The sequence below is a fragment of the Enterobacter cloacae complex sp. IR5422 genome (genome assembly GCF_049238165.1).
Lineage (GTDB): Bacteria > Pseudomonadota > Gammaproteobacteria > Enterobacterales > Enterobacteriaceae > Enterobacter > Enterobacter roggenkampii.
Window position 1 is genome coordinate 123,502 of record NZ_JBMKHT010000003.1, and the last position, 26,654, is coordinate 150,155.

Below are 26,654 nucleotides of genomic sequence, written 5' to 3' on the forward strand. Positions count from 1 at the left end.
CTGCGCTTGCAGGGCCTACGGGCTTGTAGGCCGGGTAAGGCGCAGCCGCCACCCGGCAAAATGCTCAGAACGGAAACAGGACCGGTATCAATACCACGCACACCACCATCACCAGCACGGTGAACGGCACGCCCAGCTTCACGAAATCGCTGAATCGATAGTTCCCCGGTCCCAGCACCAGCGTGTTTACCGGTGAAGAGACCGGCGTCATAAACGCCGCGGAAGCGGCCATCGCCACCATCATCGCAAACGGATACGGCGATACGCCCATGGACTTCGCCATCGCCAGGGCGATAGGTGCCATCAGTACCGCCGTCGCGGTGTTCGAGATAAACAGGCCGATGGTGGCGCACATGATAAACAGGCAGACCATCATCATGTACGGCCCATACCCGCCGCCCACGTCCATTAAGCCTTTAACGATCAGGTCTACCCCGCCGGTTTTTTGCAGCGCCAGGGCGAAGGGCATCATCCCGACAATGAGAATGATGCTCGGCCAGTGAATGGCCTTATAGGCGCTTTCGGCGTCAATGCAGCGGAATTTACCCATCAACAGGCAGGCGATGATTGCCGCTACCGGATTGGGGATCTCATCGGTCAGCATCAGCGCCACCATCAATACCAGGCAAAAAATCGCATGGGGCGCCTGGCTGTGGGCCGGGGAGGCGTCGCTCTCCTCAACGGGCATGTTGAGCACCACAAAATCACGCCCTTTTTGCCCGAGCTGGCTAATCAGCTTCCAGTTACCGACGACGAGAAAAATATCGCCCAGCAGGATCGGCTCATCCACCACCGCCCCTTCCATCGCTACGCCATCGCGCTTCAGCCCCACGACGTTCAGGCCATAGCGGGTACGGAACCCCATCTCCCGCACGGTTTTACCCAGCAGTTCCGACTCCGGGATCAGCGACACCTCGGCCATGCCGACATCCAGCGCCTGATCGGAGAAATACTCCCCGCGCAGCACCATCGGTTCCAGCAGCTGTTCGCTGCAGAACTCGCGCAGGTCCACATCCGCGGTGGACATATCAATCAGCAGGACGTCACGCGCGCGGAATTCCGACACCCCGTTGACGTTGACGATCACCCGGCGAAACCGTCGCCAGCGCTCTACGCCGATCACATTCGCGCCATAGCGCTCACGCAGCTTCAGGTCATCAAGCCGCTGCCCCACCATCGGCGAGCCGGGCCGGATCGCCAGACGGCGCGCGCGCCCGGTAAGGCGGTACTCCTTAATCAGATCGCGGAAGGTGCGTCGCTTCCATCCTTCTTTATTTTTGTCCTGTTTTTCACCTTTCAGGGCAAAACGGGTCAGCAGCATGTAGACCACGCCCATGACCAGAATGACCAGCCCAAGCGGGGTGACGCTGAAAAAGCTAAAGCCCTCAAATCCTTCCCGGATCAGTTCGCTGTTGACCACCAGGTTCGGCGGCGTGGCCACCAGCGTCATCATCCCGCTGATAAGCCCGGCAAAGCTCAGGGGCATCATCAGGCGCGACGGCGAGCTCTGCATCCGCATGGAAACACTCAACACCACCGGGATAAAGATGGCGACCACGCCCGTGGAGCTCATAAACGCCCCCAGTCCGGCGACGGTCACCATCAGGTAGATCAGCATCTTGGTTTCGCTGCTGCCCGCCACTTTTACCAGCCACGCCCCCATAATGGTCGCTACGCCGGTACGCACCAGACCATCCCCGATGATAAACAGGGCGGCAATCAGGATAACGTTGGGATCGCTAAATCCGGAGAAGGCTTCCGGCAGCGTCAGCGTTCCGCTGAGCACGAATGCGACGATGACAAACAGGGCGACGGCGTCCATGCGTACCTTGCCCGTGGCAAAAAGAATGATGGCGATTAAAAGCAGGCTCAGGACCCAAATCAGTTCACCGTTCACAACCTATCCTTGTCAGTGGAAGATGAGGAATTTTGCCATAAAAAAGCCCCAGCAATGTGGGGCCATATCATGGGATTACATTTTTAGCGAGACGGTTACAACTCCGTCAGAGGCTTTTGAAACAGACAGTGCCGTCAGTGAATCCAGCACCAGGTCTGCCTCGTCCAGGCGGGGAGATTCCGCCGGAACGTTAACGGCGATGACGTGGCTTCCTGCGTTCAGCCCGGCCAGTACGCCAGCCGCCGCATCTTCCACCACCACGCACTCTGCGGGGTCCAGGCCCAGCAGTTCAGCGCCCAGTAAAAATGCGTCAGGCTCCGGTTTACCCCGCTTCACGCGCTCCGCCGTGATAAACACGTCCGGCGTTGGCAACCCTGCAGCCTTGTGCCGGGCGTGGGCCACCGGCACGGAACCGGAGGTGACGATAGCCCACGGAATCTGCGCCTCGTTCAGATGCTCAAGCAGTTCGCGCGCGCCCGGTAACGCGGTGATGCCGTCCGTATCGGTGGCTTCAATGTGTTCCAGGTACTTGAACTCCGCCTGAATGTCCTCCTCAGAGCGTCCGGCCAGGAAGTGCCGTAGCGAGGTAATGGCCTGTTTGCCATGGATAAAATTCAGCACGTCCTGATGGTCGATGCCATGTCTGTCAGCCCAATGGCACCAGGAACGTTCCACAACCGGCAGCGAGTCCACCAGCGTACCGTCCAGATCAAACAGAAAACCTCTACACTGCACACGCACCTCCGTCAGGCATTAATGATTTGTTGAATTTCGTTGCTGCTTAAATGGTACTGACGCGGGCAGGCGTGCCACGCGCTCAGCATACGCTGATATTTATCCCACATCGGGGTCTGCGCGTTGAAGCCGTGGGTGCCCGCGTCAAAGTGGGTATAACGTCCTTCCGTATTCACCATGAAGCGCACATAGCTGAGATAACGCGCTTCCGTTGCGGCATCAAAACCTAAGAAGGTCACGCGGCGCTCGTCAATGGACTGCTGATCTTTGAGATTCGTCCAGGACACATGCAGGGCGTGATACATCTCCATAATGTCGATCACGATGCGACAGGTTTCTTCTTTCAGCTCGCCAAACTCGCGGTCCAGTTCGCGCATTTGTAGACCAAAGCCGCGTTCGACGATGGTTTGCAGGCGGCTGTAGCGCGCAGCGTTATCGGGATCAAGCATAGTCATCATCTTGTACTGGTTAGACAAAATCAGACGTTGGGCATGGGTCATTTCCATCTTTCGACTCCTGTAGCGCATTGCACTTAAAAAAAAGACACGGTAACTGATTGTTACTGTGCCCTCTTTTCTTGGTCGTTTCGATGATCAATCACAAGTCATCGAGGAATGTTTTATCCAGTTGCTTAAATGCACGCTTTAACGTGTCCGCCAGCGCCTGGTAATCCGGCTTGCCTTCCACCGGGGCGAGCGCCTGCCCGGCCTCTTCCAGTTTACCGCGCACTTCATAAAACCAGTGTAAAATAGAAGGGGGAAGTGGCGTGATGGACCGTTTACCTAACCACCACAGGCCCTGCATTGGCAGGCTTAATGCGAAGAGCGCCGTGGCAACGGCAGGACCAAGCTGTCCACCCAACGCAATCTGCCAGCACAGCGTAAAGATAGCGACAGGCGGCATAAAGCGAATCGCATAGCGCGTGGCGCGGATGGTGCGATTCTCAATAAACATCGGCGCAAGGCGCTTTTCCATCGGCCACGTCTTTGCGTAATGCTGTCCCCGACGAAACAGGCTAAAGAAATTAACGGACGGGTTCTCTGGTGTCGACATGGCTGTACCTCAACTTCACATATAAAAATTAAAATTTTCGTGCAAAACCACAACAAGCTATGACAACGTTCAAAATATTTTGTCATCACTACCCCGTATCGGGTATCCTGTGCCAGCCTGATAGGGCCTTAGACGAGAATCATTAGCTCGTCAAATTATTGCATATTATGCCATTGGCTGAAAATTGTGCAAAATGGCATAAAATCATAGTTATTTCTTCCATCATGCCACAATGTTCGTTTGGCATGATGTTAATCATAAATGTCCGGGTCATCATGCGTTACGCTGTTAGACTCACTGACGTTTTTTTAGCCACGTATCAATAATAGGTACTTCCATGTCGAGTAAGTTAGTACTGGTTCTGAACTGCGGTAGCTCCTCACTGAAATTCGCCATCATCGATGCGCTCAACGGTGACGAATACCTCTCTGGTTTGGCCGAATGTTTCCATCTGCCTGAAGCGCGTATCAAGTGGAAGATGGACGGCAGCAAACAAGAAGCGGCTTTAGGTGCAGGCGCCGCTCACAGTGAAGCGCTGAACTTTATCGTTAACACTATTCTGGCACAAAAACCAGAACTGTCTGCTCAGCTGACTGCGATTGGTCACCGTATCGTCCACGGCGGCGAAAAATACACCAGCTCCGTGGTGATCGACGACTCTGTGATCCAGGGCATCAAAGACTCAGCCTCTTTCGCACCGCTGCACAACCCGGCTCACCTGATCGGTATCGCTGAAGCGCTGAAATCCTTCCCGAATCTGAAAGACAAAAACGTGGCCGTATTCGACACCGCGTTCCATCAGACCATGCCGGAAGAGTCTTACCTCTATGCCCTGCCATACAGCCTGTACAAAGAGCACGGCGTACGTCGTTACGGCGCGCACGGCACCAGCCACTTCTATGTGACTCAGGAAGCGGCAAAAGTGCTGAACAAGCCGGTTGAAGAACTGAACATCATCACCTGCCACCTGGGCAACGGTGGTTCTGTTTCTGCTATCCGCAACGGTAAATGTGTTGATACGTCCATGGGTCTGACCCCGCTGGAAGGTCTGGTGATGGGTACCCGTTCCGGTGACATCGACCCGGCGATCATCTTCCACCTGCACGACACCTTGGGCATGAGCGTTGACCAGATCAACAAAATGCTGACCAAAGAGTCTGGCCTGCTGGGTCTGACCGAAGTCACCAGCGACTGCCGTTACGTTGAAGACAACTACGCAGAGAAAGAAGACGCTAAACGTGCAATGGACGTTTACTGCCACCGTCTGGCGAAATACATCGGCTCTTACACTGCGCTGATGGAAGGCCGTCTGGACGCGGTTATCTTCACCGGTGGTATCGGTGAGAACGCGGCAATGGTTCGTGAACTGTCCCTGGGCAAACTGGGCGTTCTGGGCTTCGACGTTGATCACGAGCGTAACCTGGCTGCCCGCTTCGGCAAGTCTGGCTTCATCAACAAAGAAGGCACCCGCCCTGCTCTCGTTATCCCAACTAACGAAGAACTGGTCATCGCGCAAGACGCGCACCGCCTGACTGCCTGATTCCACACCGCCAGCAATGCTGGCGGTGCTGTTTTGTAACCCGCCCGATTTGGGCGGTAACGAAAGAGGATAAACCGTGTCCCGTACTATTATGCTGATCCCTACCGGAACCAGCGTCGGCCTGACCAGCGTCAGCCTTGGCGTTATCCGTGCTATGGAACGCAAAGGCGTTCGTCTGAGCGTCTTTAAGCCAATCGCCCAGCCACGTGCCGGTGGCGATGCACCAGACCAGACCACCACCATCGTTCGCAAGAACTCCAATCTGCCGGCGGCTGAACCGCTGAAGATGAGCCACGTTGAGTCTCTGCTCTCCAGCAACCAGAAAGACGTGCTGATGGAAGAGATCATCGCCAACTACCATGCTAACGCGCAAGACGCGGAAGTGGTGCTGGTTGAAGGTCTGGTTCCAACCCGCAAACACCAGTTTGCCCAGTCTCTGAACTTCGAAATCGCGAAAACCCTGAACGCAGAGATCGTTTTCGTGATGTCTCAGGGCACTGACACCCCGGAACAGCTGAACGAGCGTATCGAACTGACGCGCAGCAGCTTCGGCGGCGCGAAAAATACCAACATCACCGGCGTGATCGTCAACAAGCTGAACGCGCCAGTGGATGAGCAGGGCCGTACTCGCCCTGACCTGTCCGAGATCTTCGACGACTCGTCCAAAGCGAAAGTCATCAAAGTTGACCCGGCTAAGCTGCAGGAGTCGAGCCCGCTTCCGGTTCTGGGCGCGGTGCCATGGAGCTTCGATCTGATTGCCACCCGTGCAATCGACATGGCGCGTCACCTGAACGCGACCGTGATTAACGAAGGCGACATTAACACCCGTCGCGTGAAGTCCGTGACCTTCTGTGCGCGTAGCATTCCGCACATGCTGGAACACTTCCGCGCAGGTTCCCTGCTGGTGACCTCCGCAGACCGTCCTGACGTACTGGTTGCAGCCTGCCTGGCCGCAATGAACGGCGTGGAAATCGGTGCGATCCTGCTGACCGGTGCCTACGAGATGGACCCACGCGTCAGCAAGCTGTGCGAACGCGCGTTCGCTACCGGCCTGCCGGTCTTCATGGTGAACACCAACACCTGGCAGACCTCCCTGAGCCTGCAGAGCTTCAACCTGGAAGTGCCGGTTGATGACCACGAGCGTATCGAGAAAGTTCAGGAATACGTTGCGGGCTACATCAACGCAGACTGGATCGAATCCCTGACCGCGACCTCCGAGCGCAGCCGCCGTCTGTCTCCGCCAGCCTTCCGTTACCAGCTGACCGAGCTGGCGCGTAAAGCGGGCAAACGCGTTGTTCTGCCAGAAGGCGACGAACCACGTACCGTTAAAGCGGCGGCTATCTGTGCAGAGCGCGGCATCGCGACCTGCGTGCTGCTGGGTAACCCGGATGAGATCAACCGCGTAGCGGCCTCTCAGGGCGTTGAGCTGGGCGCTGGCATCGAAATCGTTGACCCGGAAGTGGTTCGCGAAAGCTACGTTGCCCGTCTGGTTGAGCTGCGTAAGAGCAAGGGCATGACCGAAGCCGTTGCGCGTGAGCAGTTGGAAGACAACGTGGTGCTGGGCACGCTGATGCTGGAGCAGGACGAAGTTGACGGTCTGGTTTCCGGTGCGGTTCACACCACGGCGAACACCATCCGTCCACCGCTGCAACTGATCAAAACCGCGCCAGGCAGCTCTCTGGTGTCTTCCGTGTTCTTCATGCTGCTGCCTGAACAGGTTTACGTTTACGGCGACTGCGCGATCAACCCGGATCCAACCGCAGAGCAGCTGGCAGAGATCGCTATCCAGTCCGCAGACTCCGCGACCGCTTTCGGTATCGAGCCACGCGTGGCGATGCTCTCCTACTCCACCGGCACATCTGGTGCAGGTAGCGACGTAGAGAAAGTGCGTGAAGCGACCCGTATTGCGCAGGAAAAACGCCCTGATCTGATGATCGACGGCCCGCTGCAGTACGATGCTGCAGTCATGGCTGACGTTGCAAAATCCAAAGCGCCGAACTCTCCGGTTGCAGGTCGCGCTACCGTGTTCATCTTCCCGGATCTGAACACCGGTAACACCACCTACAAAGCGGTACAGCGTTCTGCCGACCTGATCTCCATCGGGCCAATGCTGCAGGGCATGCGCAAACCTGTGAACGACCTGTCTCGTGGCGCACTGGTAGACGATATCGTTTACACCATCGCGCTGACAGCGATCCAGTCTTCGCAGCAGCAATAATGTATTGCCGGATGGCGCTTCGCTTATCCGGCCTACAAAACCGTAGGCCCGGTAAGCGCTAGCGCCACCGGGCAACAAAAAGGCGACCACTTAACCGGTCGCCTTTTTTATTTACAGCAGCTCTCTCGCCGCCGATACAATCTCATGTGCCGTCAGGCCATACTTTTTTTGCAGGAAATCCTGCGTTCCCACCTGGCCGTAACGCTCCTTGACCCCGACCCGCCGCATCGGCACCGGACAGGTTTCCACCAGCACTTCCGCTACCGCCGACCCCAGCCCGTTGTGAATGCTGTGGTTTTCACAGGTCACGATGCGCCCGGTTTTCTCGGCGTAGTTTTTCACCAGCATCCGGTCGATGGGCTTCAGGGTAAACATGTCGATGACCGCCGCGCTGACGCCCTCCTGCTCAAGCTGCCGCGCCGCCTCAAGGGCTTCTGCAACCATGATGCCGTTGGCAATCAGCGTAATATCGCTCCCCTCGCGCAGCACGTTACCTTTTCCAATGGTGAAGGTGGAGCCCGGCGCATACACGCTCGGCGCCTGCTTACGAATGGTCCGCACCCAGTAGAAGCCGTCGAGATCGATAAGCTGGCGCAGCACGTCCTCGAACATCACCGCGTCTGTGACCTCCAGCACCACCGAATGCGCCAGACCGCGCACGATGCCCATATCTTCGAACGACATGTGCGTCCCGCCGTTGTGGCAGGCCGTCACGCCCGCGTCTGAGGCAATCACCTTCACGTTGTTGCGCTGATAGTCCAGGGACATAAACAGCTGGTCAAAGCAGCGGCGGCTGGCAAAGGCGGTGAAGGTGTGAACGAACGGCTTGCGGCCGGTAAGCGACAGCCCGGCTGCCGTGCCGATGACGTTAGCTTCCATAATGCCGCAGTTAATCACGTGCTGCGGATAATCGCGCGCCACGCCGTCCATCGCCATCGAGCTCATCAGGTCGGCTTCAAGCGCAATGATGTCGCTTCCGGCCTCAATCTGCTTTGCCACGAAGCCCGCGTAAACTTTACGCATCTCAACGGCGTCTTTCTGTCCTGCCGGTGCAACCTTAATCATGTGAAGCCTCCAGTTGGCGAATCGTCTCATTGAGGGCCGCTTTGCTCTCCGCGGTCAATCGCAGGTGGTGCGAGTTGCTGAGCTGTTCCAGGTACGGCACCCCCTGCCCCTTAATGCTATCGAGGATGACGACTAACGGACGCGCATCGGCAGTCGGGACCCGCGACGTCACCGCCAGCAGCGCCGGAATGTCGTCCCCCTTGACCGTCACCACGTCAAAGCCAAAGGCGCGGAATTTGCCCTCGAGGTCGAACGCGCAGATGATCTCATCCAGCTCGCCGTCGAGCTGCTGTTTGTTCCAGTCGACAAACACCGTCAGGTTGTTCAGGCGATGGTGGGCAATAAACTGGAACGCTTCCCAGCACTGACCTTCGTTCAGCTCGCCGTCGCCGACGATGCAGAAGACCCGATTCGGCCGCCCTGCCAGCCTGTGCGACAGCGCCATGCCGCCGGCGATGGAAATCCCCTGTCCCAGCGAACCGGTGGTAGCATCTACGCCGCGCGTTTTCAGACGGTCCGGGTGGCTCGGCAGGCGCGTCCCGTTTTGGTTGAGCGTGCTCAGCTCTTCTATCGGGAAGTAGCCCTTGATCGCCAGGGTGCTGTAGAGCGCGGGGCCCGCATGGCCTTTTGACAGCACAAAATAGTCTCGCTCCGGCCAGTCCGGGTCCGCCGGGTCGATTTTCATCACCGCGCCGTACAGCACGGCCAGGGTTTCAACCACCGACATGCTGCCCCCGTAGTGCCCAAAGCCCAGCTGCGTCAGGGATTTCAGCGTCTCAAGACGGATCTGACGCGCGAGTTCGGTTATCTCTTTCTCATTCATGATTTGGCTCCGGTGTTTTCCTGCGCGTTACCGCCCGCAGGTTTGTTTTTCGCGAAGACGTTGTACGCCACCAGCAGCGCGAACAGCGCCACGACCAGCCCGGTGATGGCCAGCGGCGACAGGAAGCGCGCCAGGTTGCCGAGCACAATCCCAACCGCGCCGAAGTCGGCGTCAGAGAAGGTGGTGTTGGCAAAGCCAATGGCGCCCAGTACCGGCAGCAGCAGGACCGGCAGGAAGGTAATCAGCAGGCCGTTGGCAAAGGCGCCAATCATCGCCCCGCGACGTCCGCCGGTGGCGTTACCGAACACGCCCGCGGTTGCGCCGGTGAAGAAGTGCGGCACCACGCCCGGGAGGATCAGCACCCAGCTAAACTGACCGCAGATGAACAACCCCACAATCCCGCCGAGGAAGCTGAACAGGAAGCCAATCAGCACCGCGTTAGGTGCATAGGGATACACCACCGGGCAGTCCAGCGCAGGACGCGCGTTCGGCACCAGTTTTTCCGAGAAGCCGGTAAAAGCCGGGACGATTTCCGCCAGAATCAGGCGTACGCCCTGAAGGATGATGAACACGCCCGCCGCGAAAGTGATAGCCATGATGATGGCGTACACGAGGTAGTTCTGACCGGCGCTGAAGGTGGCCTCGACGTACTCGCGTCCGGCGCTCACCGCCATGATCAGGTAGATAATCATCATGGTCAGGGAGATGGAGATCGAAGAATCGCGCAGGAAGCTCAGGTTCTTCGGCAGGTTCATCTCTTCGGTGGAGCGGGAGCTTTTGCCGACCTTGCTGCCAATCCAGCCGGACAGCACGTAGCCCAGCGTGCCGAAGTGGCCGAAGGCAATCTCATCGTTGCCGGTAATGCGCTTCATGTAGCGCTGCGCAATCGCCGGGAAGAAAGCCATGATCAGGCCGAGGATCAGCGACCCGGTAAAGACCAGCCCTACGCCTTCAAAGCCCGCCACCGTCAGGATCACGCCAATCATGCACGCCATATAAAACGTATGGTGTCCTGTCAGGAAGATATACTTCAGGCGGGTAAAGCGGGCGACGATAATATTCGCCACCATCCCGAAGGCCATAATCAACGCGGTCGCTGCACCGTATTTTTCGAGCGCAATGGACACAATGGCTTCATTATTTGGAATAATGCCCTGAATAGTAAAAGCGTGTTCAAACATGCCGCCTAACGGATTTAATGATCCCACCAGCACCGTGGCGCCGCCGCCCAGCACAATAAAGCCGAGAATGGTTTTAATCGTCCCTTTCACCACGTCCGAAAACGTTTTTTTCTGCGCAACCAGACCAATAAGCGCAATTAAGCCGACCAGCACCGAAGGGACTTTTAAAATATCAACAACGAAATTCAGCGTTTCAAGGATAAACATATCCACCTCGCCTTATCAGGGTTATTGTCTTTCGAACCAGGCGCGCAGCTGCGCTTCAAGTTCGTTGATGTCGATTATGTTGTTGATCACCACCAGCTGGCTCTCCGGCACGCTGGCGCTGGCCGCAATGTCTTTTGCCATCACGAACAGATCGGCCGCGCCCGGCGTCGCCGAGGAGAGATCGGAGTGTTCAACCTCAGCCTCAATCTCCAGCTTTTTGAGCACCTTTTTAATATTCATTTCGACCATAAAACTGCTGCCCAGGCCAGAACCGCAAATAGCCATGATTTTCATTGTTGTCCCCTTATTTTGAGTAGAGTACGCCCCATCACGCTGACGCGTAATGTAGTGAAAAACCGGATTACAGAATTAAATCAGAAGCGGTTAATAATTGTTTTAATTTCCTCCAGGGTATTCGCCTGATGCAGTTTCTCCATCTCCTCGTCGCTGGAAAATAATTCTGCGAGTGCGGATATCATTTCGATATGGCTATGTTTGTCCGGTGCCGCAAGCATGATAATCACATCGACAGGGTCAAACTCACCGGCACCAAACGAGACGCCCTGTTTTAGTTTTAATAACGACAACCCCAGTCCTTTGGCGCCTTCCTCCGGCCGCGCATGCGGCATCGCCAGCCCTGGTGCCAGCACATAATAAGGTCCTAACGCGTGGTGCTGCTTGATGATGGCCGTGACGTAGTCAGGCTCAATCACCTGCAAATCCAGCAGCGGCTTCGCGCACAGCTTCAGCGCCTGCGGCCAGTCTTTCACGCTCTCCTGCAGCGTGATGGTTGTATCATATATCCATTTTTTGAGCACTTTTCACTCCCGCCACACGTTTAAGATGAGCAAACTTTATTCAACGCATCGCGGATTGACTGCGATCGCGATCACAAAGATAGCGCTACCAATCGTTAACATGCAGAAATGTGATAGCGCTATCAAATTGCAATCACGTTACTAAATCACAGCAAAAAAAGGGATTTAAGGCGTATACTGCCTGTCACGTGAAACGAAGGAAAAAAAGAACGCGTCTGGTCAGCAGGAAGGTGTATGTCTCTAACCCGAAAACGGCGCAGTACTGGTAAAGTGACACTCGCCGATGTCGCACAGCTTGCCGGTGTGGGCACGATGACCGTGTCCCGTGCGCTTCGCACACCCGAACAGGTTTCCGATAAACTACGAGAAAAAATAGAAGCCGCGGTACAAGAGTTAGGCTATATGCCCAATCTTGCAGCCAGTGCCCTTGCCTCGGCCTCGTCATGGACAATAGCCATGGTGGTGCCCAACCTCTCCGAAGCCGGCTGCTCGGAGATGTTCGCCGGGCTACAGCAGGTGCTGCAGCCTGCCGGATATCAGATCATGCTGGCAGAATCCCAGCATCGTCTTGAGCAGGAGGAGAAGTTGCTGGAGACGCTGCTGGCGTCAAATATCGCCGCAGCGATTTTGCTCAGCGTTGAACATACCGACACCGTTCGCCACTGGCTGAAAAACGCCTCGATTCCGGTGATGGAGATGGGCGCCATGCGCGCCGATCCGATTGATATGAACATCGGGATTGATAACGTGGCGGCCATGTTTGAGCTCACGGAAATGGTGATTAAGCGCGGCTATCAAAACATTGGCCTGCTGTGCGCCAACCAGGAGCAGTGGATTTTCCAGCAGCATCTGCAGGGCTGGTATAAAGCCATGCTTCGCCACCATATGTCGCCTAACCGGGTCATTAACGCGGCGATGCCGCCGAGCTTCTCGACCGGCGCGGCGCAGCTGCCCGAATTCCTGCTGGCGTGGCCTGAGCTGGATGCGCTGGTGTGCGTCTCTGACGAGCTGGCCTGCGGCGCGCTGTACGAGTGCCAGCGCAGGCGAATCAAAGTGCCGGACGATCTGGCAGTGGTAGGGTTTGGTGATAGCGACGTGAGCCGCGTCTGTCAGCCGCCGCTGACGACCATGGCGGTGCCGCATCGTAAGATTGGCATCGAAGCCGGGAAAGCGCTACTGGAGCGCCTGAATGGCGGAGACTGGCGCGATCAAAAGCCCATCGCGTCCAGCCTGTGTCTGAGAGAGAGCTGCTGACGCTTACTCAGCCTCTTCCTCTTTTTCTGATTTGCTCGATTCGTTTTTGGCGTTGCGGGTCATCCACAGCGCCAGCGCTTTTAACGAATCCGGCGTGAACTCGTCGCAGCGCGCGGTGATCTCTTCCGGCGTCATCCAGCTGACTTCACTCACTTCTTCTTCCTGCAGGGCGAACGGGCCGTGGGAGACGCAGCTAAACAGTCCGCCCCAGACGCGGCAGTTCTCGTCTTCGAAATAGAACTGACCGTGCTCGGCAAACGGCACGCCGGCGATGCCTAACTCCTCTTCCGCTTCACGACGCGCAGAATCCAGCAGCACTTCATCCGCCTGGACGACGCCGCCTGCAGTGGCATCCAGCATACCCGGGAGAAAATCTTTGGTGTCCGTGCGGCGCTGAACCAGAATTTTACCCATACCGTCATGCACAACGATATATGTCGCACGGTGGCGCAGGCGCTCCGCACGCATTTGCTCGCGGCTGGCCTGCGCGATCACTTCATTCTCTTCGTTGACAATGTCAACCCACTCTGTACTTGCCAAATGACTCTGCTCCACCATCGGGAAACCTTCTTTTCTAAGCGCTCTTTCGGCGCGTTTGCAGTTGAGGTGTAACTTACGGATTAATCGCTACCTGCGCAATAACTTGCTGATCATTAAGTGCGATAACGCTCAGGGTATTTCCTTCCAGCATGCCGTAGCTCGCAGGATACCCGCCTTTTGGGATGCTGACCGAGCCCGGATTAAAGTGATAAATCTCACCGCGTTTTTCCGCAACCGGAATATGAGTATGACCGTAAACCAGGACATCGCCAGCCGCGAGCGCCGGGAGATTATCCGGGCTGAAAAGATGCCCGTGGGTCAGGAACAGACGGTGTTGTTCGAGCAGCACCTGCTGCCACGGCGCGGTAATGGGAAAATGCAGCAGCATCTGGTCCACTTCGCTGTCACAGTTGCCGCGAACGGCGATGATGCGCGAGGCATACGGGTTGAGTTTTTCCGCGACCTGCGCAGGGTCATAGCCTTCCGGCAGCGCGTTGCGTGGGCCGTGATTCAACACGTCACCCAGAATAATCAGCCACTGCGCACCGCTTTTCTCAAACAGAGAAAGGACACGCTCGGTCGCGGGCAGCGATCCATGGATATCCGACGCAAACATCAGTTTCATCAGTCACTCCTCGGGAAAACAGACTGCCCCCATCATACCTGAAGCGTCAGGGCTTATCAGCCCGCGCGCTTAGCCGAGAGTGCCACATAGCGCTGCACGGAGGCACGCTGCCACTGGAACGCGGCATAATCCACCAGCAGCTGCGGCACCTCATCACCGTTGAGGATCAGGCGGTTTAGCATCAACGCCAGATCGGCATCCGCAATGCACCACTCGCCGAACAGGTTTGGGTTGCCATGGGCGAGCAGTAAGGAGGCGGTTTCAATCAGCTTCTGCGCGCTTTCCTGGCCTTCTGCGCTGAGGGCGGGCTTTTTCACCCCGGCAAACACGACGTCCGTGGAGCGTTCCACGCGAATCGGCACCAGATCGCTGCGCAGCCACGCCTGGATCTGCCGCGCCCGGGCGCGCTTTTGCAGATCGTGAGGATAGATACGCTCCCACTCCGGGGGGGCGAACCGATCTTCCAGATACTCATCGATCGCCGACGATTCGCTCAGAGCAAATCCATCAATCTCCAGCACCGGCACGCGTCGGGTCAGATCGTAGCCCTGCCACTGCGGCTTGAGATGTTCACCGCCGTCGAGATCAACGGTCTTCAGGGTAAAAGCGAGTCCTTTTTCGGCCAGCGCAACGTAAACGCTCATGACATAGGGAGAAAAGAAGTTCGCATCGGACCACAACGTGATGACGGGCTGGTTCATAACATCCTCATAGGCTGATCGGTTTTGACTCAACATATAATCTCTTTGCCTCGCTGTCACTTGATGAAAACTCACGATTTACAACAACCACCTATACTCATTTGTCATGGCACCACTATTCGCATGGACAGGAGTTGAGAATGATCGACCTTTATTATGCCCCTACCCCCAACGGCCATAAGATCACCCTCTTTCTTGAAGAAGCCGAGCTGGATTACAGAATCATTCGCGTGGATATCAGCAAAGGCGAGCAGTTCAGCCCTCTCTTTCTGGCTATCTCGCCGAATAATAAAATCCCGGCCATCATTGATAACCAGCCGGCGGACGGGGGCAGACCGTTGAGCCTGTTTGAATCCGGTGAAATTTTGCTCTACCTGGCGGAGAAAACCGGCAAGCTGCTGAGCGGCGAACTGCGCGAGCGCCACCATACGCTGCAATGGCTTTTCTGGCAGGCAAGCGGGCTGGGCCCCATGCTGGGACAAAATCATCATTTTACCGCTTACGCCCCGCAACCCATTCCTTATGCGATAGAGCGCTATCAGGTTGAGACGCAGCGGCTCTACGACGTTCTGAACCGTCGGCTGGAGAAAACGCCGTGGCTCGGCGGCGATCATTACAGTATTGCCGACATCGCCTGCTGGCCGTGGGTGAATACGCATGAAAAACACCGAATTGACCTGGCCGCTTACCCGGCGGTGAACAACTGGTTTGAGCGCATCCGGACCCGCCCGGCGACCGAGCGAGCGATGCAAAAAATCCAGCAAATTTAACCCGGTATGAGGCTGGGTGCCTGTGAGGCTCTCATGTATTATGGGCAGGAAATACTGACACGGAGAAGACCTGCAATGTCACAGCCAGACGCCATTATTCGTATAAAAAATTTACGCCTGCGTACCTTCATCGGTATCAAAGAGGAAGAGATCGCCAACCGTCAGGATATTGTTATTAACGTGGTGATTCACTACCCCGCAGACAAAGCGCGCGCCAGCGAAGACATCAATGACGCCCTGAACTACCGCACAATCACCAAGAACATTATCCAGTTTGTAGAGAATAACCGTTTCTCTCTGTTGGAAAAATTAACTCAGGATGTGCTCGATATCGCACGCGAACATCACTGGGTCACTTATGCTGAAGTTGAGATCGATAAACTTCACGCCCTGCGTTACGCCGACTCCGTCTCTATGACGTTAAGCTGGAAACGCCAGGCGTAAACCTGGAGGTTGTATGAAGATTTTGCTGACCGGCGGTACTGGCCTGATTGGTCGTCACCTCATTGCGCGTCTGCAGGCCTTGCACCACGACATCACCGTGCTCTCGCGCAGCCCGGAAAAAGCGCGTCAGGTGCTGGGGGCAGGTGTTGATATCTGGAAAAATCTGGCCGAGCAGCAAAATCTGGACGGTTTCGACGCCGTTATTAACCTCGCGGGAGAACCCATCGCCGATAAGCGCTGGACGGAAGAGCAAAAACAGCTGTTATGCAGCAGCCGGTGGAACATTACCGAAAAGCTGGTCGAGCTGATCCGCAACAGCCATACGCCGCCTGCCGTGCTGATTTCGGGTTCCGCAGTAGGCTATTACGGCGATCTCGGCGAGGTGGTGGTGACCGAGGAAGAGCCTCCCCATAACGAGTTCACCCATAAGCTCTGCGCCCAGTGGGAGCGTATCGCCTGCGCGGCGCAGAGCGATCGGACCCGCGTCTGCCTGCTGCGGACCGGTGTCGTCCTCGCGCCGAAAGGCGGCATTCTGGCGAAGATGCTTCCCCCTTTCAGGCTAGGACTCGGTGGCCCCATCGGCAATGGCCGTCAGTATATGGCGTGGATCCATATCGACGATATGGTCAACGGGATTCTCTGGCTGCTGGATAACGATCTGCGCGGGCCGTTTAACATGGTTGCGCCGTATCCGGTGCGAAATGAACAGTTTGCCCACGCGCTGGGACATGCCCTGCACCGCCCGGCGATATTGCGCGTGCCTGCGACGGCGATTCGGCTGCTGATGGGTGAAGCGTCTGTTCTGGTACTGGGCGGACAGAGAGCGCTGCCAAAACGGCTGGAAGCGGCCGGGTTTGCGTTCCGCTGGTATGAATTAGAAGAGGCACTGGGGGATGTGGTGCGGTGAATATGGTACAGTGACAGGCCATGTTCCGAAGAAATGGCGTAACAATGGCAACCATCACCACTCCCCGGCTTTACCTCACCCCTTTTGAACCCACTGACTGGGCCTTCTTCCGCTCGCTGCGTGAAGATCGCCGCATCATGCGCTATATGGCCGCCATCGCCCCGGAAAAAGAGACCCGACGCGTGTTTGCCGCGCGACTCGCTGCTGCTCATGTGTTTGTCATTCGCGCCCGGGATGATGATACGCCGCTGGGCGATATCGGCCTGCAAATCAGCGCTGAGAATCGTGAAGAGGCCGACATCGGCTATACGGTTGTGCCTGCCGCGCAGGGGAAAGGTATCGCCAGCGAAGCGCTGCGCGCGGTGTGTGATTACGCCTTTAACCAGACCGGCGTGAAGGCGATTAATGCGTACGTACTGGCGGACAACGGCGGGTCAGTGCGGGTGCTGGAGAAAGCGGGATTTGTGCGCACTCAGGTACTGGAAAAAGCGTATGAGATTGATGGCGTGCGCTATGACGACTGGGTGTACCGGCTGGAGTATAGTGCGGCCTGAATGCCGGGCGGCACTGCGTTTGCCCGGCCTACGGTTTTGTAGGCCCGGTAAGCGAAGCGCCACCGGGCGATTGGGCTGCACTGCGGTCTGATGCCCTCTTACTTCAGAGAGCCTTTAAGGAACTGCTGCAAACGCGGGCTTTGCGGGTTTGCCAGCACCTCGTCCGGGTGGCCCTGCTCTTCAATTTTCCCCTGATGCAGGAAAATCACGTGGTTCGAGACGTTACGGGCGAAGCCCATCTCGTGCGTCACCACCACCATCGTTTTGCCCTCTTCGGCCAGCTTCTGCATGATGCGCAGCACTTCGCCAACGAGTTCAGGGTCCAGCGCGGAGGTCGGTTCGTCGAACAGCAGCACCTCGGGCTCCATCGCCAGCGCGCGGGCGATAGAGACACGCTGCTGCTGACCGCCGGAGAGATGCACCGGGTATTTCATCTGCTGGCGTTCGTCAATGCCCACTTTCGCCAGGTATTTCACCGCGCGCTCGCGGGCTTCATGCTTGCTCAGGCCCAGCACCTGAACCGGTGCTTCCATCACGTTCTCCAGCACCGTCATGTGGCTCCAGAGGTTAAAGTGCTGGAATACCATCGTCAGGCGCGTACGCAGCAGGCGCAGCTGGTTCTTGTCTGCCACCTTCAGCTGACCGTCTTTGTCACGCACCAGGTTGATATTCTGCCCGCTCACCACAATTGAGCCTTCACTCGGCTTTTCGAGGAAGTTGATGCAGCGCAGGAAGGTACTTTTTCCCGAGCCGGATGAGCCGATGATACTGATCACGTCGCCCGCATTCGCCTGCAGCGACACCCCTTTCAGCACTTCATGTTCGCCGTAGCGTTTGTGCAAATCAATTACGTTTAATTTGTTCTCAGCCATCATCTTTCTCAGTGCGTCGAAGAAGGTTTTATATGCTGCAACCAGCGTTTTTCAGCCTTACGGAACAGGCTAATCAGAACATAAGAGATAATTAAATAGAGCACCGCCGCAATGCCAAACGCGGTAAACGGCTGATAGGTTGCGGAGTTAATATCGCGCGCTATTTTGAGCAGGTCCGGCACCGTCGCGGTAAAGGCGAGCGCAGTCGAGTGCAGCATCAAAATCACTTCGTTACTGTAGGCCGGTAACGCGATACGCAGGGCCGATGGCAGAATGATGCAGCGGTAGAGTTTCACCGACGAGAAGCCGTAGGCCCGGGCTGCTTCAATTTCACCGTAAGGAACAGAACGAATCGCCCCCGCGAAAATCTCCGTGGTGTAGGCGCAGGTGTTGAGCGTCAACGCCAGCACCGTACAGTTCAGACCGCTGCGGAAGAACGCATTCAGCATCTCAGTGCCTTTTACGATCTCAAGCGTGTACATCCCCGAATAGAACACCAGCAGCTGCACGTACAGCGGCGTACCGCGAAACACGTAGGTAAACAGCCAGATCGGGAACTGGATAAATTTATTGTTCGACACGCGGCCAATGGCGAGAAACACCGCCAGAATACCGCCCATTACCACGGAGGAGATCAGCAGCCAGAGCGTAATCGCCACGCCGGTAAAGCGGTAGCCATCTGTCCACAGCAGCGATTTCCAGTATTCCTGAATAATCTCAATCACAGGTCAGCCCTCTTCACACCCACGGAGTAGCGACGCTCCAGCAGAAGCAGCACACCATTGGAGACGGTCGTAAAGACCAGATAAATCACGCCACAGACCACCGCAAAATAGAACGGCTCCCAGGTGCTCTTACCCGCCAGCTGAGTCGCTTTCACGACGTCTTCCAGACCGAGCAGCGAGACCAGCGCTGTTGCTTTGAGGATAACCTGCCAGTTGTTCCCGATGCCCGGCAGCGCGTAGCGCATCATGGCCGGGAACATAATCCGACGAAACGTTTGTGATGAGGTAAAACCAAATGCGGTTGCCGCCTCAATGTGACCTTTCGGCACGGCCATGTAAGCACCGCGGAAGGTTTCAGTGAAGTAGGCGCCGTAGATAAAACCGAGGGTAATAATACCGGCCACCATCGGGTCGATATCAATTTGTCCCATGCCCATCGCGTCTGTTATGCCGTTAAGCGCAATCTGCAGACCGTAAAAAATCAGCAGCATCAGCACCAGATCGGGAACGCCGCGAATGAGCGTGGTGTAGCCTTCAAAGATTAGCGCCAGCGGTTTGTTAGCTGAAAGCTTCGCCCCTGCGCCTGCCAGACCTATCAGCACCGCCAGCACCACGGAGCTGATAGCCAGCTCAAGGGTGACAAGCGCGCCCTGTAAAATAACGCCAGAAAATCCGTACAGCATACCGCGAGCCCTGTCGTATCGTGAGTGGTGGAACCGTGTCTTTTCCCCTCCCGCCGTGGGAGGGGCCGCACGTTATATGACGGGGCGATTAGCCGCCGTAAACATTAAAATCAAAGTACTTTTTCGCCAGCTTGTCGTACGTGCCGTCTGCGCGCATTTCAGCGAACGCCTTGTTCAGCGCCTCACGCAGTTCGTTGTCTTCTTTGCGCAGGCCCATACCGGTGCCCACACCAAACAGCTTAACGTCCTTAATAGACGGGCCGCCAAACTTGTAATCTTTACCTACCGGCGTTTTCAGGAAGCCTTCGCTAGCCGCGACTTCATCCTGGAATGCGGCATCAATACGGCCTGCCGTCAGGTCAGCGTAGATATTTTCCTGGCCCTGATAGGAGACAATTTCAATCCCCTTCGGTGCCCAGTGCTCGTTGCCGTAGGTTTCCTGAGTGGTACCCTGCAGCACGCCCACGCGTTTGCCCTTCAACGACTCCAGCGTAGGCTGAATATCAGACGATTTCGCCACTACCAGACGTGAATCGGCCGCGTAGAGTTTGTCGGTGAAGGCAATCTCCTGCTGGCGTTTTTCAGTGATGGAGAGGGAGGACATGATTACGTCGATTTTTTTCGCTTTCAGGGATGGGATCAGCGCATCCAGCGGGTTCTCAACGTAGGTACACTGTGCTTTGATGCGTTTGCACAGCTCATTGGCCAGATCGATGTCAAAACCGACCAGTTCACCCTTTGAATTCTTCGATTCGAACGGCGCATAGGTAGGGTCGGTACCAATTCGAATTTTCTGCGGAATAGCTGCGAATGCCGCGGTGGCGCTGGAAAAGGCCAGTACCAGTGATAATGACAACACGAGTTTTTTCATATTTGTCCTCAACAAACTGTCTTCATACGGGATTTTTACGACGACGGGGTGGTGCTAATGTGCCATTAATCCCCTCAGTCAGGCAAAGATTAATGCCTTTCCAGCGGGAATTTTTGCATTATTAATGCGTAAGTATGCACACAGCGTTCCAATACAGTGCATCAAATGCACCGTATTGGGTCAACCGCTCCCGTAACGCACCTTTCCGGTGCGTCACCGCCAAGTGTTATTCACCGTATACGTTGAAGTCGAAGTATTTCTTCGCCAGTTTGTCGTAAGTACCGTCTTTACGCAGCTCTGCAAAGGCTTTGTCGAAGGCGGCTTTCAGCTCGGTATCATCCTTACGCAGGCCAATCCCGGTGCCATCGCCAAAGTACTTTTTGTCTTTCACCGACGGGCCTGCAAACGCGTAGTCTTTACCCGCAGGCTGCTTCAGGAAGCCTTCGCTCGCGGCGACTTCATCCTGGAATGCCGCATCCAGACGGCCTGCCGCCAGGTCAGAATAAATCAGATCCTGGTTCTGGTAAGCCACCACGTCTACTCCCTTCTCACGCCAGTTAGCATTGGCATAGCCTTCCTGAGTCGAACCCTGAAGCACGCCGACATGCTTGCCTTTCAGCGAGTCGATGGTGGGCTTAATCGGGGAGCCTTTAGGCGCAATCAGGCGAGAATCCGCGGCGTAGAGCTTGTCAGAGAAGGCAATCTCCTGCTGGCGTTTTTCAGTGATGGAAAGAGAAGAGATAATGGCGTCGATTTTCTTGGCTTTCAGCGACGGGATTAACGCGTCAAAGTCGCTGCCCACCCATGTGCATTTCACCGCAATGCGTTTGCACATTTCATTACCCAGATCGATATCAAACCCCACGAAATCGCCTTTCGCATCCTTGGAAGAGAATGGCGCGTAGGTTGCGTCTGTACCGATACGAACCGTCTGTGGAAGCGCTGCGTAGCTACCTGCTGCCGCACTTAACCCCACCAGCAAAGACAGAGCCAGAACCGTCTTCTTCATACATTTACCCTCAAGTACCGTGATTTTATTATGTATTGTGTTGTGTGTTGTGTTGCAGGCTTCATCTTGCAGGTCTTATGCCACATTGCCGTCTGGTTAAAACTTCGACGTTAAATATGTTAATAAAACGTTGCGATACTGCCTTAATGGTGAAAGATAGCAGGTCTGCCGAACGAACCGGAGAGAGAAAAAGGGAAAAAACGAATTAAATGTCGAGGATATGATCGCCGTTGCATAATTGCCCTGAAACAGGGCAACGTGTCTTTTCATGCACCGGCTATGTGCACAGATTCAGGCACCCTGCCAGCGGGTGAAGAGATCCTCGGGCAGGTCGATGTCGAACTGATCGAGTACGCGGTTAACGGTCTGGTTGATAATGTCGTCCAGCGTTTGCGGACGATGGTAGAACGCGGGCACCGGCGGCATGATCACAGCCCCCAGCTCAGCAGCCTGCGTCATTAAGCGCAGATGGCCCAGGTGCAGCGGCGTTTCCCGCACGCACAGCACCAGAGGACGCCGCTCCTTCAGCACCACATCCGCCGCACGCGTCACCAGGGTGTCGGTATAGCTGTTCACAATGCCGGAGAGCGTTTTGATTGAACAGGGCAGGATCACCATGCCGGCGGTTTTAAACGAGCCTGAGGAGATGCTGGCGGCGATATCACGGGCATCGTGAACGACATCCGCAAGCGCCTGAACATCACGCAGGGAGAGATCGGTTTCCAGAGAGAGGGTCTGCCGCGCCGCCTGGCTCATCACCAGATGGGTTTCGACGTCCGCCACGTTACGCAGAACCTGTAGCAAACGTACGCCGTAAATCGCACCGCTGGCACCGCTGAGCCCAACTATGAGTCGTTTCATGATTTTCGCCCTTACTGATTTCAGGGCAGACTGTGCAGGATTTTGCGGGGAGTTGCAAGTGAGGGCATACGCCCTCACCTGCCGGAACATCAACCTTCGTTGTGCATCTCTAAGCTTTCAAGATCGTTTTGCAGCTGAACGGCTTTGGCGTCGTCGTTGCGCAGCGAATCAAGATAGTCGAGGTACTGCTGGTCAACGTCTTTGGTCACGTAAATGCCGTTGAACACGGAGCATTCAAACTGCTGAATTTCCGGGTTCTCGGCACGCACCGCGTCGATGAGGTCGTTGAGATCCTGGAAAATCAGGCCGTCAGCGCCGATGATCTGGCGAATTTCATCCACTTCACGCCCGTGAGCGATCAGCTCGTTGGCGGTTGGCATATCAATACCATACACGTTCGGGAAGCGAATCTCCGGCGCAGCAGAGGCCAGGTAGACTTTCTTCGCACCCGCTTCGCGTGCCATCTCGATAATCTGCTCAGAGGTAGTACCGCGAACGATGGAGTCATCCACCAGCAGAACATTCTTGTCGCGGAATTCCGCGCGGTTAGCGTTCAGCTTGCGGCGCACGGACTTACGGCGCAGATGTTGCCCCGGCATGATGAAGGTGCGGCCAACGTAGCGGTTCTTCACGAAGCCCTGACGGTATGGCTTATCCAGAATGCGGGCGATCTCCAGCGCGATATCGCAGGAGGTTTCCGGGATAGGAATCACCACGTCGATGTCGAGATCGTCCCACTCGCGGGCAATCTTCTCGCCGAGCTTCGTGCCCATATTGACGCGCGCGCTGTAGACGGAAATCTTGTCGATGAAGGAGTCCGGACGGGCAAAGTAAACGTATTCAAACAGGCACGGGTTGCTGACCGGGTTGTCGGCACACTGGCGGGTAAACAGCTGGCCCTTCTCGGTGATATACACCGCTTCGCCCGGCGCAACGTCGCGCAGGAATTCGAAGCCCAGGGTATCCAGCGCCACGCTTTCAGAGGCAACCATATATTCGGTACGGCCATCGCCGAGGTCGCGCTTGCCGAGCACCAGCGGACGAATGCCGTTTGGATCGCGGAAGGCCACCATGCCGTGACCGATGATCATCGCCACGCAGGCGTACGCGCCGCGGATCTGACGGTTTGTCGCGGCAATCGCGGCAAAAATGTTGTCCGCTTCCAGCGGATAGTGACGGAAGTTATCCAGCTCGCTGGCGAACACGTTGAGCAGGATTTCAGAATCAGAGGTGGTGTTAATGTGGCGACGTTTCTCTTCGAACAGCTTTTTACGCAGCTCATGCGCGTTGGTCAGGTTGCCGTTATGGGCAAGGGTGATGCCATACGGTGAGTTGACGTAGAAAGGCTGTGCCTCAGAGGCGCTGGAACTGCCAGCGGTAGGATAACGAACGTGACCGATCCCCATATTACCTTGCAGACGCTGCATATGGCGGGCTTCAAACACATCGTTTACCAGGCCATTCGCCTTGCGTAAACGGAAGCAGTTGTTTGCATCAATGGTGATGATACCCGCAGCATCCTGCCCACGGTGCTGAAGCACCGTTAACGCGTCATAAATCGACTGGTTTACCGGCATGAAACCGGCGATACCGACAATACCGCACATTCGTCTTTTCCTCGTTAAGCCACATCTCAGGGTTTATGCCCTGGGCAAAAAACTCGACGAGCTTTGCAGATAGTCAAAGAACCATCTGATGATGAAGCTGAACTCTGGTATGAGCTGCGATTTCTGCCAGTCTTCACTTTTGGAGAACCCGGTAAAGGTATCCAGGAAGAACAGGATCGCGGCCACAATCAGCACGCCTCGCAACGCCCCGAAACAGATCCCGAGTACCCTGTCCGTTCCTGACAGACCGGTTTTCTCGACCAGCTGACCTATCACGTAATTGACGATAGCGCCAACAATCAGCGTCGCGATAAACAGCACCGCGATGGCGATTCCATTTCGGACCAGTTCATCTTCAAAGCCCGTGAACCAGACAGACAGGTAAGTGTAGTAATGACTGGCGACAAAGAAAGCACAACCCCAGGTCACCAGCGATAACGCTTCACGAACAAAGCCACGGATCAGGCTAACCAGACAGGAAAAACCAATCACCGCAATGATGGCGTAATCAATCCAGACCATATGTGTCCCACGATTAAACGCCCTGTCATCCAGTTCGGGGCGAATTCTAACAGAAAAAGAAAACGTTTGCGTAGGGATTTCCTTCCCGCGCGTAAATAAAAAAGGCGCTGAAAAAATGTTCAACGCCGTGGCTTATCGCCTCTCTCTTACAGGAGCAGGTCGTACTTAGTTCGCGCTGTAGCCCATCACCACACCGCTCAGGCCGGAGATCTGCTTCAGCTCACCCAGCGACCCTTTCAGTTTGTCTTTAGACGCTTCTGGCCCCACGAGGATACGGGTAATTTTACCCTGCACCGGCGTGGAAGGTGAAGTGTAAACACGATATCCCGCACTGCGCAGTTTACCCACCACCTCATTCACCTTGTCCGCATTTTTCAGCGCACCGAGCTGCACCACGTAGGCTTTGCCCGTTGGGGCAGCGGCGTCCTGCTGCGTCGGTTTTGCTGGCGGAGGCGTCTCTGACGCTGCGGCGAGCTGTTCTGCCGCTTTATCACGCTGCGGTTTCGGCTGCGGCTTCTCAACCGGCTTCGGTTTTTCAACCGGTTTAGGCTGCTCGACCGGCACAGGATCGATATCGCTGTTGCTCGTGGCCGCCAGGCGAGACGGATCGAGCGACGGTGCGGCGGCATCGCCCGCGCGCACCTCTTCCGCCGCCCCTTCCGGAGGCTGAGCAGGCAGCGCCTGCGTCGCCGCGGGCAGCATATCCGGCTCATCGCGGTCGCCCGGTTTCGGCACCAGCGGAATCGCGGCAAACTCATCCTGATAATGCTTTTTCTGCCCGTCGAGCAGCCCGGGAAGAATAATCACCCCGAGCGCGACCAGCACAATGGTTCCTGTTAAACGGTTCTGAAACTTACTCGCCACCGGTTCTCCCCGCGTCCATCACTTCCATGACATGTGCCACCGTGTGGAATGAACCACACACCAGCACGGTATCTTCTGGTTTAGCCTCCGCCATCGCGGCATGCCAGGCCTGCGCCACGCTACTGTAGATTGCGCCTTTGCCGAGATGTTCCATCAGCTGCTCAGCCGTCGCGCCGCGTGGCCCCTCCAGAGGAGCACAATACCAGCTATCGACCACACTCTCCATGCAGGCCAGCGTCCCGCCGATATCTTTATCATGAAGCATACCGATAACCGCCAGCACGCGCCCGGTTTTTGGTAGCGATTTGAGACGTCCCGCGAGATACGCCGCCGCGTGGGGGTTGTGCGCCACATCCAGAATCAGGCGCGGTGACTCGCTCACAATCTGGAAACGTCCTGGCAGAATCGCGTTTTGTATACCCTCGCGGATCGCCTGTTCGCTGACCATGAGACTGCTGGCGCGCAGTGCCGCCAGCGCGGTTGCCGCGTTTGGCTGCGGGACCTGCGGCAGCGGCAGGTTATCCAGCGCCCCCTGCGCGTCGCTAAAGCGCCAGCCGTTGTCCTGAACCTCATACTGCCAGTCAACGCCGCGGCGCAGCAGCTGTGCGCCCTTTTCGTTCGCCACGTCAGCAATGGTGTGCGGCATGTCCGGCTCGCCCACCACGGCAGGTTTATTTGCCCGGAAAATACCGGCCTTCTCGCGGCCAATGCTTTCACGATCGGGCCCCAGCCAGTCGATATGATCCAGCGCGATGCTGGTCACTACCGCCACGTCTGCATCGACGATATTGGTCGCATCAAGACGTCCGCCAAGACCAACCTCAAGGATCACCACGTCCAGCTGGGCCTGTTTGAACAGCCACAGGGCCGACAGAGTGCCGTATTCAAAATAGGTTAATGAGGTCTCTCCGCGCGCGGCTTCAATTTCCGCGAACGATGCCGTATGCGCCGACTCCGGCAGCTCGCGGTTCTGCACACGAACCCGCTCGGTGTAGCGTACCAGATGTGGCGAGCTGTACACGCCGACCCTGTAGCCCGCCGCCATCAGGACGGATTCCAGCGTGCGGCAGGTGGTACCTTTGCCGTTGGTGCCTGCGACGGTGAACACGAAAGGCGCCGGTTTCAGCACATCAAGACGCGCGGCAACCTGGCTTACGCGCTCAAGCCCCATATCGATGGTTTTACTGTGCAGGTTTTCCAGATAAGAAAGCCACGCGGCCAGGGGCGACGTGGCTTGGGGAATGCTTTTATTTTCCATAATGCCCGGTTGTCATTAACAGATTAGAAAGCAAAAGGGCAGCGCCAACA

29 protein-coding genes are annotated in these 26,654 nt (G+C 56.3%); 7 read left to right on the forward strand and 22 right to left on the reverse strand.

Annotated features, from left to right (window positions below; genetic code table 11):
• Positions 1-64 precede the first annotated feature (64 nt).
• From ACOTXT_RS02890 to yfbV, 4 genes are all read right to left on the reverse strand, one after another.
• Positions 65-1,897, reverse strand: a complete 1,833-nt coding sequence (locus tag ACOTXT_RS02890) for an SLC13 family permease (RefSeq protein ID WP_021241559.1) — start codon at positions 1,895-1,897, stop codon at positions 65-67.
• A 75-nt stretch (positions 1,898-1,972) separates the two neighbouring features.
• A complete protein-coding gene (locus ACOTXT_RS02895; protein WP_021241560.1) occupies positions 1,973-2,632 on the reverse strand; it encodes a sugar phosphatase in 660 nt (219 codons plus the stop codon).
• 11 nt (positions 2,633-2,643) lie between these two features.
• Complete coding sequence (locus ACOTXT_RS02900) at positions 2,644-3,138, reverse strand: YfbU family protein (RefSeq protein WP_008502874.1); 495 nt, start codon at positions 3,136-3,138, stop codon at positions 2,644-2,646.
• A gap of 91 nt (positions 3,139-3,229) precedes the next feature.
• Positions 3,230-3,685, reverse strand: a complete 456-nt coding sequence (yfbV, locus tag ACOTXT_RS02905; RefSeq protein WP_008502875.1) for a terminus macrodomain insulation protein YfbV — start codon at positions 3,683-3,685, stop codon at positions 3,230-3,232.
• 337 nt (positions 3,686-4,022) lie between these two features.
• Here yfbV and ackA point away from each other — a divergent pair, with 337 nt between their 5' ends.
• Both ackA and pta read left to right on the forward strand, forming a co-directional pair.
• Positions 4,023-5,225 (forward strand): acetate kinase, encoded by a 1,203-nt coding sequence (gene ackA / locus ACOTXT_RS02910; RefSeq protein WP_008502876.1) that lies wholly within the window; start codon positions 4,023-4,025, stop codon positions 5,223-5,225.
• A gap of 76 nt (positions 5,226-5,301) precedes the next feature.
• Positions 5,302-7,443, forward strand: coding sequence for a phosphate acetyltransferase (pta, locus tag ACOTXT_RS02915; protein ID WP_008502877.1), 2,142 nt, complete (start codon positions 5,302-5,304; stop codon positions 7,441-7,443).
• Positions 7,444-7,554: 111 nt separating this feature from the next.
• Here the strand turns inward: pta and ACOTXT_RS02920 are convergent, their stop codons facing one another.
• The 5 genes from ACOTXT_RS02920 to ACOTXT_RS02940 form a co-directional block, all read right to left on the reverse strand.
• A complete protein-coding gene (locus ACOTXT_RS02920) occupies positions 7,555-8,508 on the reverse strand; it encodes a transketolase family protein (protein ID WP_333164060.1) in 954 nt (317 codons plus the stop codon).
• Positions 8,501-9,331, reverse strand: a complete 831-nt coding sequence (locus ACOTXT_RS02925) for a transketolase (protein WP_032675241.1) — start codon at positions 9,329-9,331, stop codon at positions 8,501-8,503. Before ACOTXT_RS02925 ends, ACOTXT_RS02920 begins: the two co-directional genes overlap by 8 nt.
• Positions 9,328-10,719 carry a PTS ascorbate transporter subunit IIC gene (locus tag ACOTXT_RS02930; RefSeq protein ID WP_055321844.1) on the reverse strand — a complete coding sequence of 464 codons (1,392 nt, stop codon included), beginning with the start codon at positions 10,717-10,719 and terminating at the stop codon, positions 9,328-9,330. The genes ACOTXT_RS02925 and ACOTXT_RS02930 overlap by 4 nt, the downstream gene beginning before the upstream one ends.
• 21 nt (positions 10,720-10,740) lie before the next feature.
• Positions 10,741-11,013, reverse strand: coding sequence for a PTS sugar transporter subunit IIB (locus tag ACOTXT_RS02935; protein WP_003861447.1), 273 nt, complete (start codon positions 11,011-11,013; stop codon positions 10,741-10,743).
• Positions 11,014-11,093: 80 nt separating this feature from the next.
• Entirely contained in the window at positions 11,094-11,537 is a 444-nt protein-coding gene (locus ACOTXT_RS02940; RefSeq protein ID WP_044597875.1) for a PTS sugar transporter subunit IIA, read from the reverse strand.
• Between the two features lie 234 nt (positions 11,538-11,771).
• On the opposite strand from ACOTXT_RS02940, the gene ACOTXT_RS02945 reads away from it, so the two are divergent.
• Positions 11,772-12,791, forward strand: a complete 1,020-nt coding sequence (locus ACOTXT_RS02945) for a LacI family DNA-binding transcriptional regulator (protein WP_021241565.1) — start codon at positions 11,772-11,774, stop codon at positions 12,789-12,791.
• Between the two features lie 3 nt (positions 12,792-12,794).
• On the opposite strand, the gene yfcD is transcribed toward ACOTXT_RS02945, so the two are convergent.
• Genes yfcD through yfcF form a run of 3 tightly spaced genes read right to left on the reverse strand, consistent with a single transcriptional unit; the run spans position 12,795 to position 14,657 of the window.
• Positions 12,795-13,349: an NUDIX hydrolase YfcD gene (yfcD, locus tag ACOTXT_RS02950; RefSeq protein ID WP_055321845.1), complete on the reverse strand. Its 555-nt coding sequence runs from the start codon at positions 13,347-13,349 to the stop codon at positions 12,795-12,797.
• A gap of 55 nt (positions 13,350-13,404) precedes the next feature.
• Complete coding sequence (yfcE, locus tag ACOTXT_RS02955; protein ID WP_055321846.1) at positions 13,405-13,956, reverse strand: phosphodiesterase; 552 nt, start codon at positions 13,954-13,956, stop codon at positions 13,405-13,407.
• A gap of 56 nt (positions 13,957-14,012) precedes the next feature.
• Complete coding sequence (yfcF, locus tag ACOTXT_RS02960; RefSeq protein WP_008502584.1) at positions 14,013-14,657, reverse strand: glutathione transferase; 645 nt, start codon at positions 14,655-14,657, stop codon at positions 14,013-14,015.
• Positions 14,658-14,797: 140 nt separating this feature from the next.
• On the opposite strand from yfcF, the gene yfcG reads away from it, so the two are divergent.
• The 4 genes from yfcG (at position 14,798) to ACOTXT_RS02980 (ending at position 17,332) form a co-directional block, all read left to right on the forward strand.
• Complete coding sequence (gene yfcG / locus ACOTXT_RS02965; protein ID WP_008502585.1) at positions 14,798-15,427, forward strand: GSH-dependent disulfide bond oxidoreductase; 630 nt, start codon at positions 14,798-14,800, stop codon at positions 15,425-15,427.
• A 75-nt stretch (positions 15,428-15,502) separates the two neighbouring features.
• Positions 15,503-15,871, forward strand: a complete 369-nt coding sequence (folX, locus tag ACOTXT_RS02970) for a dihydroneopterin triphosphate 2'-epimerase (RefSeq protein ID WP_008502586.1) — start codon at positions 15,503-15,505, stop codon at positions 15,869-15,871.
• A 13-nt stretch (positions 15,872-15,884) separates the two neighbouring features.
• Positions 15,885-16,778: a TIGR01777 family oxidoreductase gene (locus ACOTXT_RS02975; RefSeq protein ID WP_055321847.1), complete on the forward strand. Its 894-nt coding sequence runs from the start codon at positions 15,885-15,887 to the stop codon at positions 16,776-16,778.
• A gap of 44 nt (positions 16,779-16,822) precedes the next feature.
• Complete coding sequence (locus tag ACOTXT_RS02980) at positions 16,823-17,332, forward strand: GNAT family N-acetyltransferase (protein ID WP_039023981.1); 510 nt, start codon at positions 16,823-16,825, stop codon at positions 17,330-17,332.
• Between the two features lie 98 nt (positions 17,333-17,430).
• Here the strand turns inward: ACOTXT_RS02980 and hisP are convergent, their stop codons facing one another.
• The 10 genes from hisP to folC all read right to left on the reverse strand — a co-directional run bounded on the left by hisP (position 17,431) and on the right by folC (position 26,604).
• Positions 17,431-18,204 (reverse strand): histidine ABC transporter ATP-binding protein HisP, encoded by a 774-nt coding sequence (gene hisP / locus ACOTXT_RS02985; protein WP_014832781.1) that lies wholly within the window; start codon positions 18,202-18,204, stop codon positions 17,431-17,433.
• An 8-nt stretch (positions 18,205-18,212) separates the two neighbouring features.
• Complete coding sequence (locus ACOTXT_RS02990) at positions 18,213-18,929, reverse strand: ABC transporter permease (RefSeq protein WP_008502590.1); 717 nt, start codon at positions 18,927-18,929, stop codon at positions 18,213-18,215.
• Positions 18,926-19,612 (reverse strand): histidine ABC transporter permease HisQ, encoded by a 687-nt coding sequence (locus tag ACOTXT_RS02995; RefSeq protein ID WP_008502591.1) that lies wholly within the window; start codon positions 19,610-19,612, stop codon positions 18,926-18,928. Before ACOTXT_RS02995 ends, ACOTXT_RS02990 begins: the two co-directional genes overlap by 4 nt.
• A gap of 88 nt (positions 19,613-19,700) precedes the next feature.
• Positions 19,701-20,483, reverse strand: coding sequence for a histidine ABC transporter substrate-binding protein HisJ (gene hisJ / locus ACOTXT_RS03000; RefSeq protein ID WP_008502592.1), 783 nt, complete (start codon positions 20,481-20,483; stop codon positions 19,701-19,703).
• A gap of 226 nt (positions 20,484-20,709) precedes the next feature.
• Positions 20,710-21,492, reverse strand: a complete 783-nt coding sequence (gene argT, locus ACOTXT_RS03005) for a lysine/arginine/ornithine ABC transporter substrate-binding protein ArgT (RefSeq protein ID WP_008502593.1) — start codon at positions 21,490-21,492, stop codon at positions 20,710-20,712.
• A 291-nt stretch (positions 21,493-21,783) separates the two neighbouring features.
• Positions 21,784-22,353: a UbiX family flavin prenyltransferase gene (locus ACOTXT_RS03010; protein WP_023344598.1), complete on the reverse strand. Its 570-nt coding sequence runs from the start codon at positions 22,351-22,353 to the stop codon at positions 21,784-21,786.
• Between the two features lie 89 nt (positions 22,354-22,442).
• Positions 22,443-23,960 (reverse strand): amidophosphoribosyltransferase, encoded by a 1,518-nt coding sequence (gene purF / locus ACOTXT_RS03015; protein WP_021241570.1) that lies wholly within the window; start codon positions 23,958-23,960, stop codon positions 22,443-22,445.
• A gap of 33 nt (positions 23,961-23,993) precedes the next feature.
• Entirely contained in the window at positions 23,994-24,482 is a 489-nt protein-coding gene (cvpA, locus tag ACOTXT_RS03020) for a colicin V production protein (protein ID WP_000262116.1), read from the reverse strand.
• A gap of 165 nt (positions 24,483-24,647) precedes the next feature.
• Positions 24,648-25,346 carry a cell division protein DedD gene (gene dedD / locus ACOTXT_RS03025; RefSeq protein WP_008502596.1) on the reverse strand — a complete coding sequence of 233 codons (699 nt, stop codon included), beginning with the start codon at positions 25,344-25,346 and terminating at the stop codon, positions 24,648-24,650.
• Positions 25,336-26,604, reverse strand: a complete 1,269-nt coding sequence (folC, locus tag ACOTXT_RS03030; RefSeq protein WP_023344599.1) for a bifunctional tetrahydrofolate synthase/dihydrofolate synthase — start codon at positions 26,602-26,604, stop codon at positions 25,336-25,338. The genes dedD and folC overlap by 11 nt, the downstream gene beginning before the upstream one ends.
• Positions 26,605-26,654: the final 50 nt, after the last annotated feature.

What these genes read in the sequence shown, in the direction of transcription:
- ACOTXT_RS02935 (WP_003861447.1), bottom strand. Translation starts at nt 11,013, where the DNA reads ATGAAAATCATGGCTATTTGCGGTTCTGGCCTGGGCAGCAGTTTTATG.
- folX (WP_008502586.1), top strand. Translation starts at nt 15,503, where the DNA reads ATGTCACAGCCAGACGCCATTATTCGTATAAAAAATTTACGCCTGCGT.
- ackA (WP_008502876.1), top strand. Translation starts at nt 4,023, where the DNA reads ATGTCGAGTAAGTTAGTACTGGTTCTGAACTGCGGTAGCTCCTCACTG.
- ACOTXT_RS02945 (WP_021241565.1), top strand. Translation starts at nt 11,772, where the DNA reads ATGTCTCTAACCCGAAAACGGCGCAGTACTGGTAAAGTGACACTCGCC.
- ACOTXT_RS03010 (WP_023344598.1), bottom strand. Translation starts at nt 22,353, where the DNA reads ATGAAACGACTCATAGTTGGGCTCAGCGGTGCCAGCGGTGCGATTTAC.
- yfcG (WP_008502585.1), top strand. Translation starts at nt 14,798, where the DNA reads ATGATCGACCTTTATTATGCCCCTACCCCCAACGGCCATAAGATCACC.
- folC (WP_023344599.1), bottom strand. Translation starts at nt 26,604, where the DNA reads ATGGAAAATAAAAGCATTCCCCAAGCCACGTCGCCCCTGGCCGCGTGG.
- yfcF (WP_008502584.1), bottom strand. Translation starts at nt 14,657, where the DNA reads ATGAACCAGCCCGTCATCACGTTGTGGTCCGATGCGAACTTCTTTTCT.
- yfcE (WP_055321846.1), bottom strand. Translation starts at nt 13,956, where the DNA reads ATGAAACTGATGTTTGCGTCGGATATCCATGGATCGCTGCCCGCGACC.
- hisP (WP_014832781.1), bottom strand. Translation starts at nt 18,204, where the DNA reads ATGGCTGAGAACAAATTAAACGTAATTGATTTGCACAAACGCTACGGC.
- ACOTXT_RS02980 (WP_039023981.1), top strand. Translation starts at nt 16,823, where the DNA reads ATGGCAACCATCACCACTCCCCGGCTTTACCTCACCCCTTTTGAACCC.
- purF (WP_021241570.1), bottom strand. Translation starts at nt 23,960, where the DNA reads ATGTGCGGTATTGTCGGTATCGCCGGTTTCATGCCGGTAAACCAGTCG.
- ACOTXT_RS02930 (WP_055321844.1), bottom strand. Translation starts at nt 10,719, where the DNA reads ATGTTTATCCTTGAAACGCTGAATTTCGTTGTTGATATTTTAAAAGTC.
- ACOTXT_RS02995 (WP_008502591.1), bottom strand. Translation starts at nt 19,612, where the DNA reads ATGCTGTACGGATTTTCTGGCGTTATTTTACAGGGCGCGCTTGTCACC.
- argT (WP_008502593.1), bottom strand. Translation starts at nt 21,492, where the DNA reads ATGAAGAAGACGGTTCTGGCTCTGTCTTTGCTGGTGGGGTTAAGTGCG.
- ACOTXT_RS02920 (WP_333164060.1), bottom strand. Translation starts at nt 8,508, where the DNA reads ATGATTAAGGTTGCACCGGCAGGACAGAAAGACGCCGTTGAGATGCGT.
- ACOTXT_RS02975 (WP_055321847.1), top strand. Translation starts at nt 15,885, where the DNA reads ATGAAGATTTTGCTGACCGGCGGTACTGGCCTGATTGGTCGTCACCTC.
- yfbV (WP_008502875.1), bottom strand. Translation starts at nt 3,685, where the DNA reads ATGTCGACACCAGAGAACCCGTCCGTTAATTTCTTTAGCCTGTTTCGT.
- cvpA (WP_000262116.1), bottom strand. Translation starts at nt 24,482, where the DNA reads ATGGTCTGGATTGATTACGCCATCATTGCGGTGATTGGTTTTTCCTGT.
- ACOTXT_RS02900 (WP_008502874.1), bottom strand. Translation starts at nt 3,138, where the DNA reads ATGGAAATGACCCATGCCCAACGTCTGATTTTGTCTAACCAGTACAAG.
- hisJ (WP_008502592.1), bottom strand. Translation starts at nt 20,483, where the DNA reads ATGAAAAAACTCGTGTTGTCATTATCACTGGTACTGGCCTTTTCCAGC.
- ACOTXT_RS02925 (WP_032675241.1), bottom strand. Translation starts at nt 9,331, where the DNA reads ATGAATGAGAAAGAGATAACCGAACTCGCGCGTCAGATCCGTCTTGAG.
- yfcD (WP_055321845.1), bottom strand. Translation starts at nt 13,349, where the DNA reads ATGGTGGAGCAGAGTCATTTGGCAAGTACAGAGTGGGTTGACATTGTC.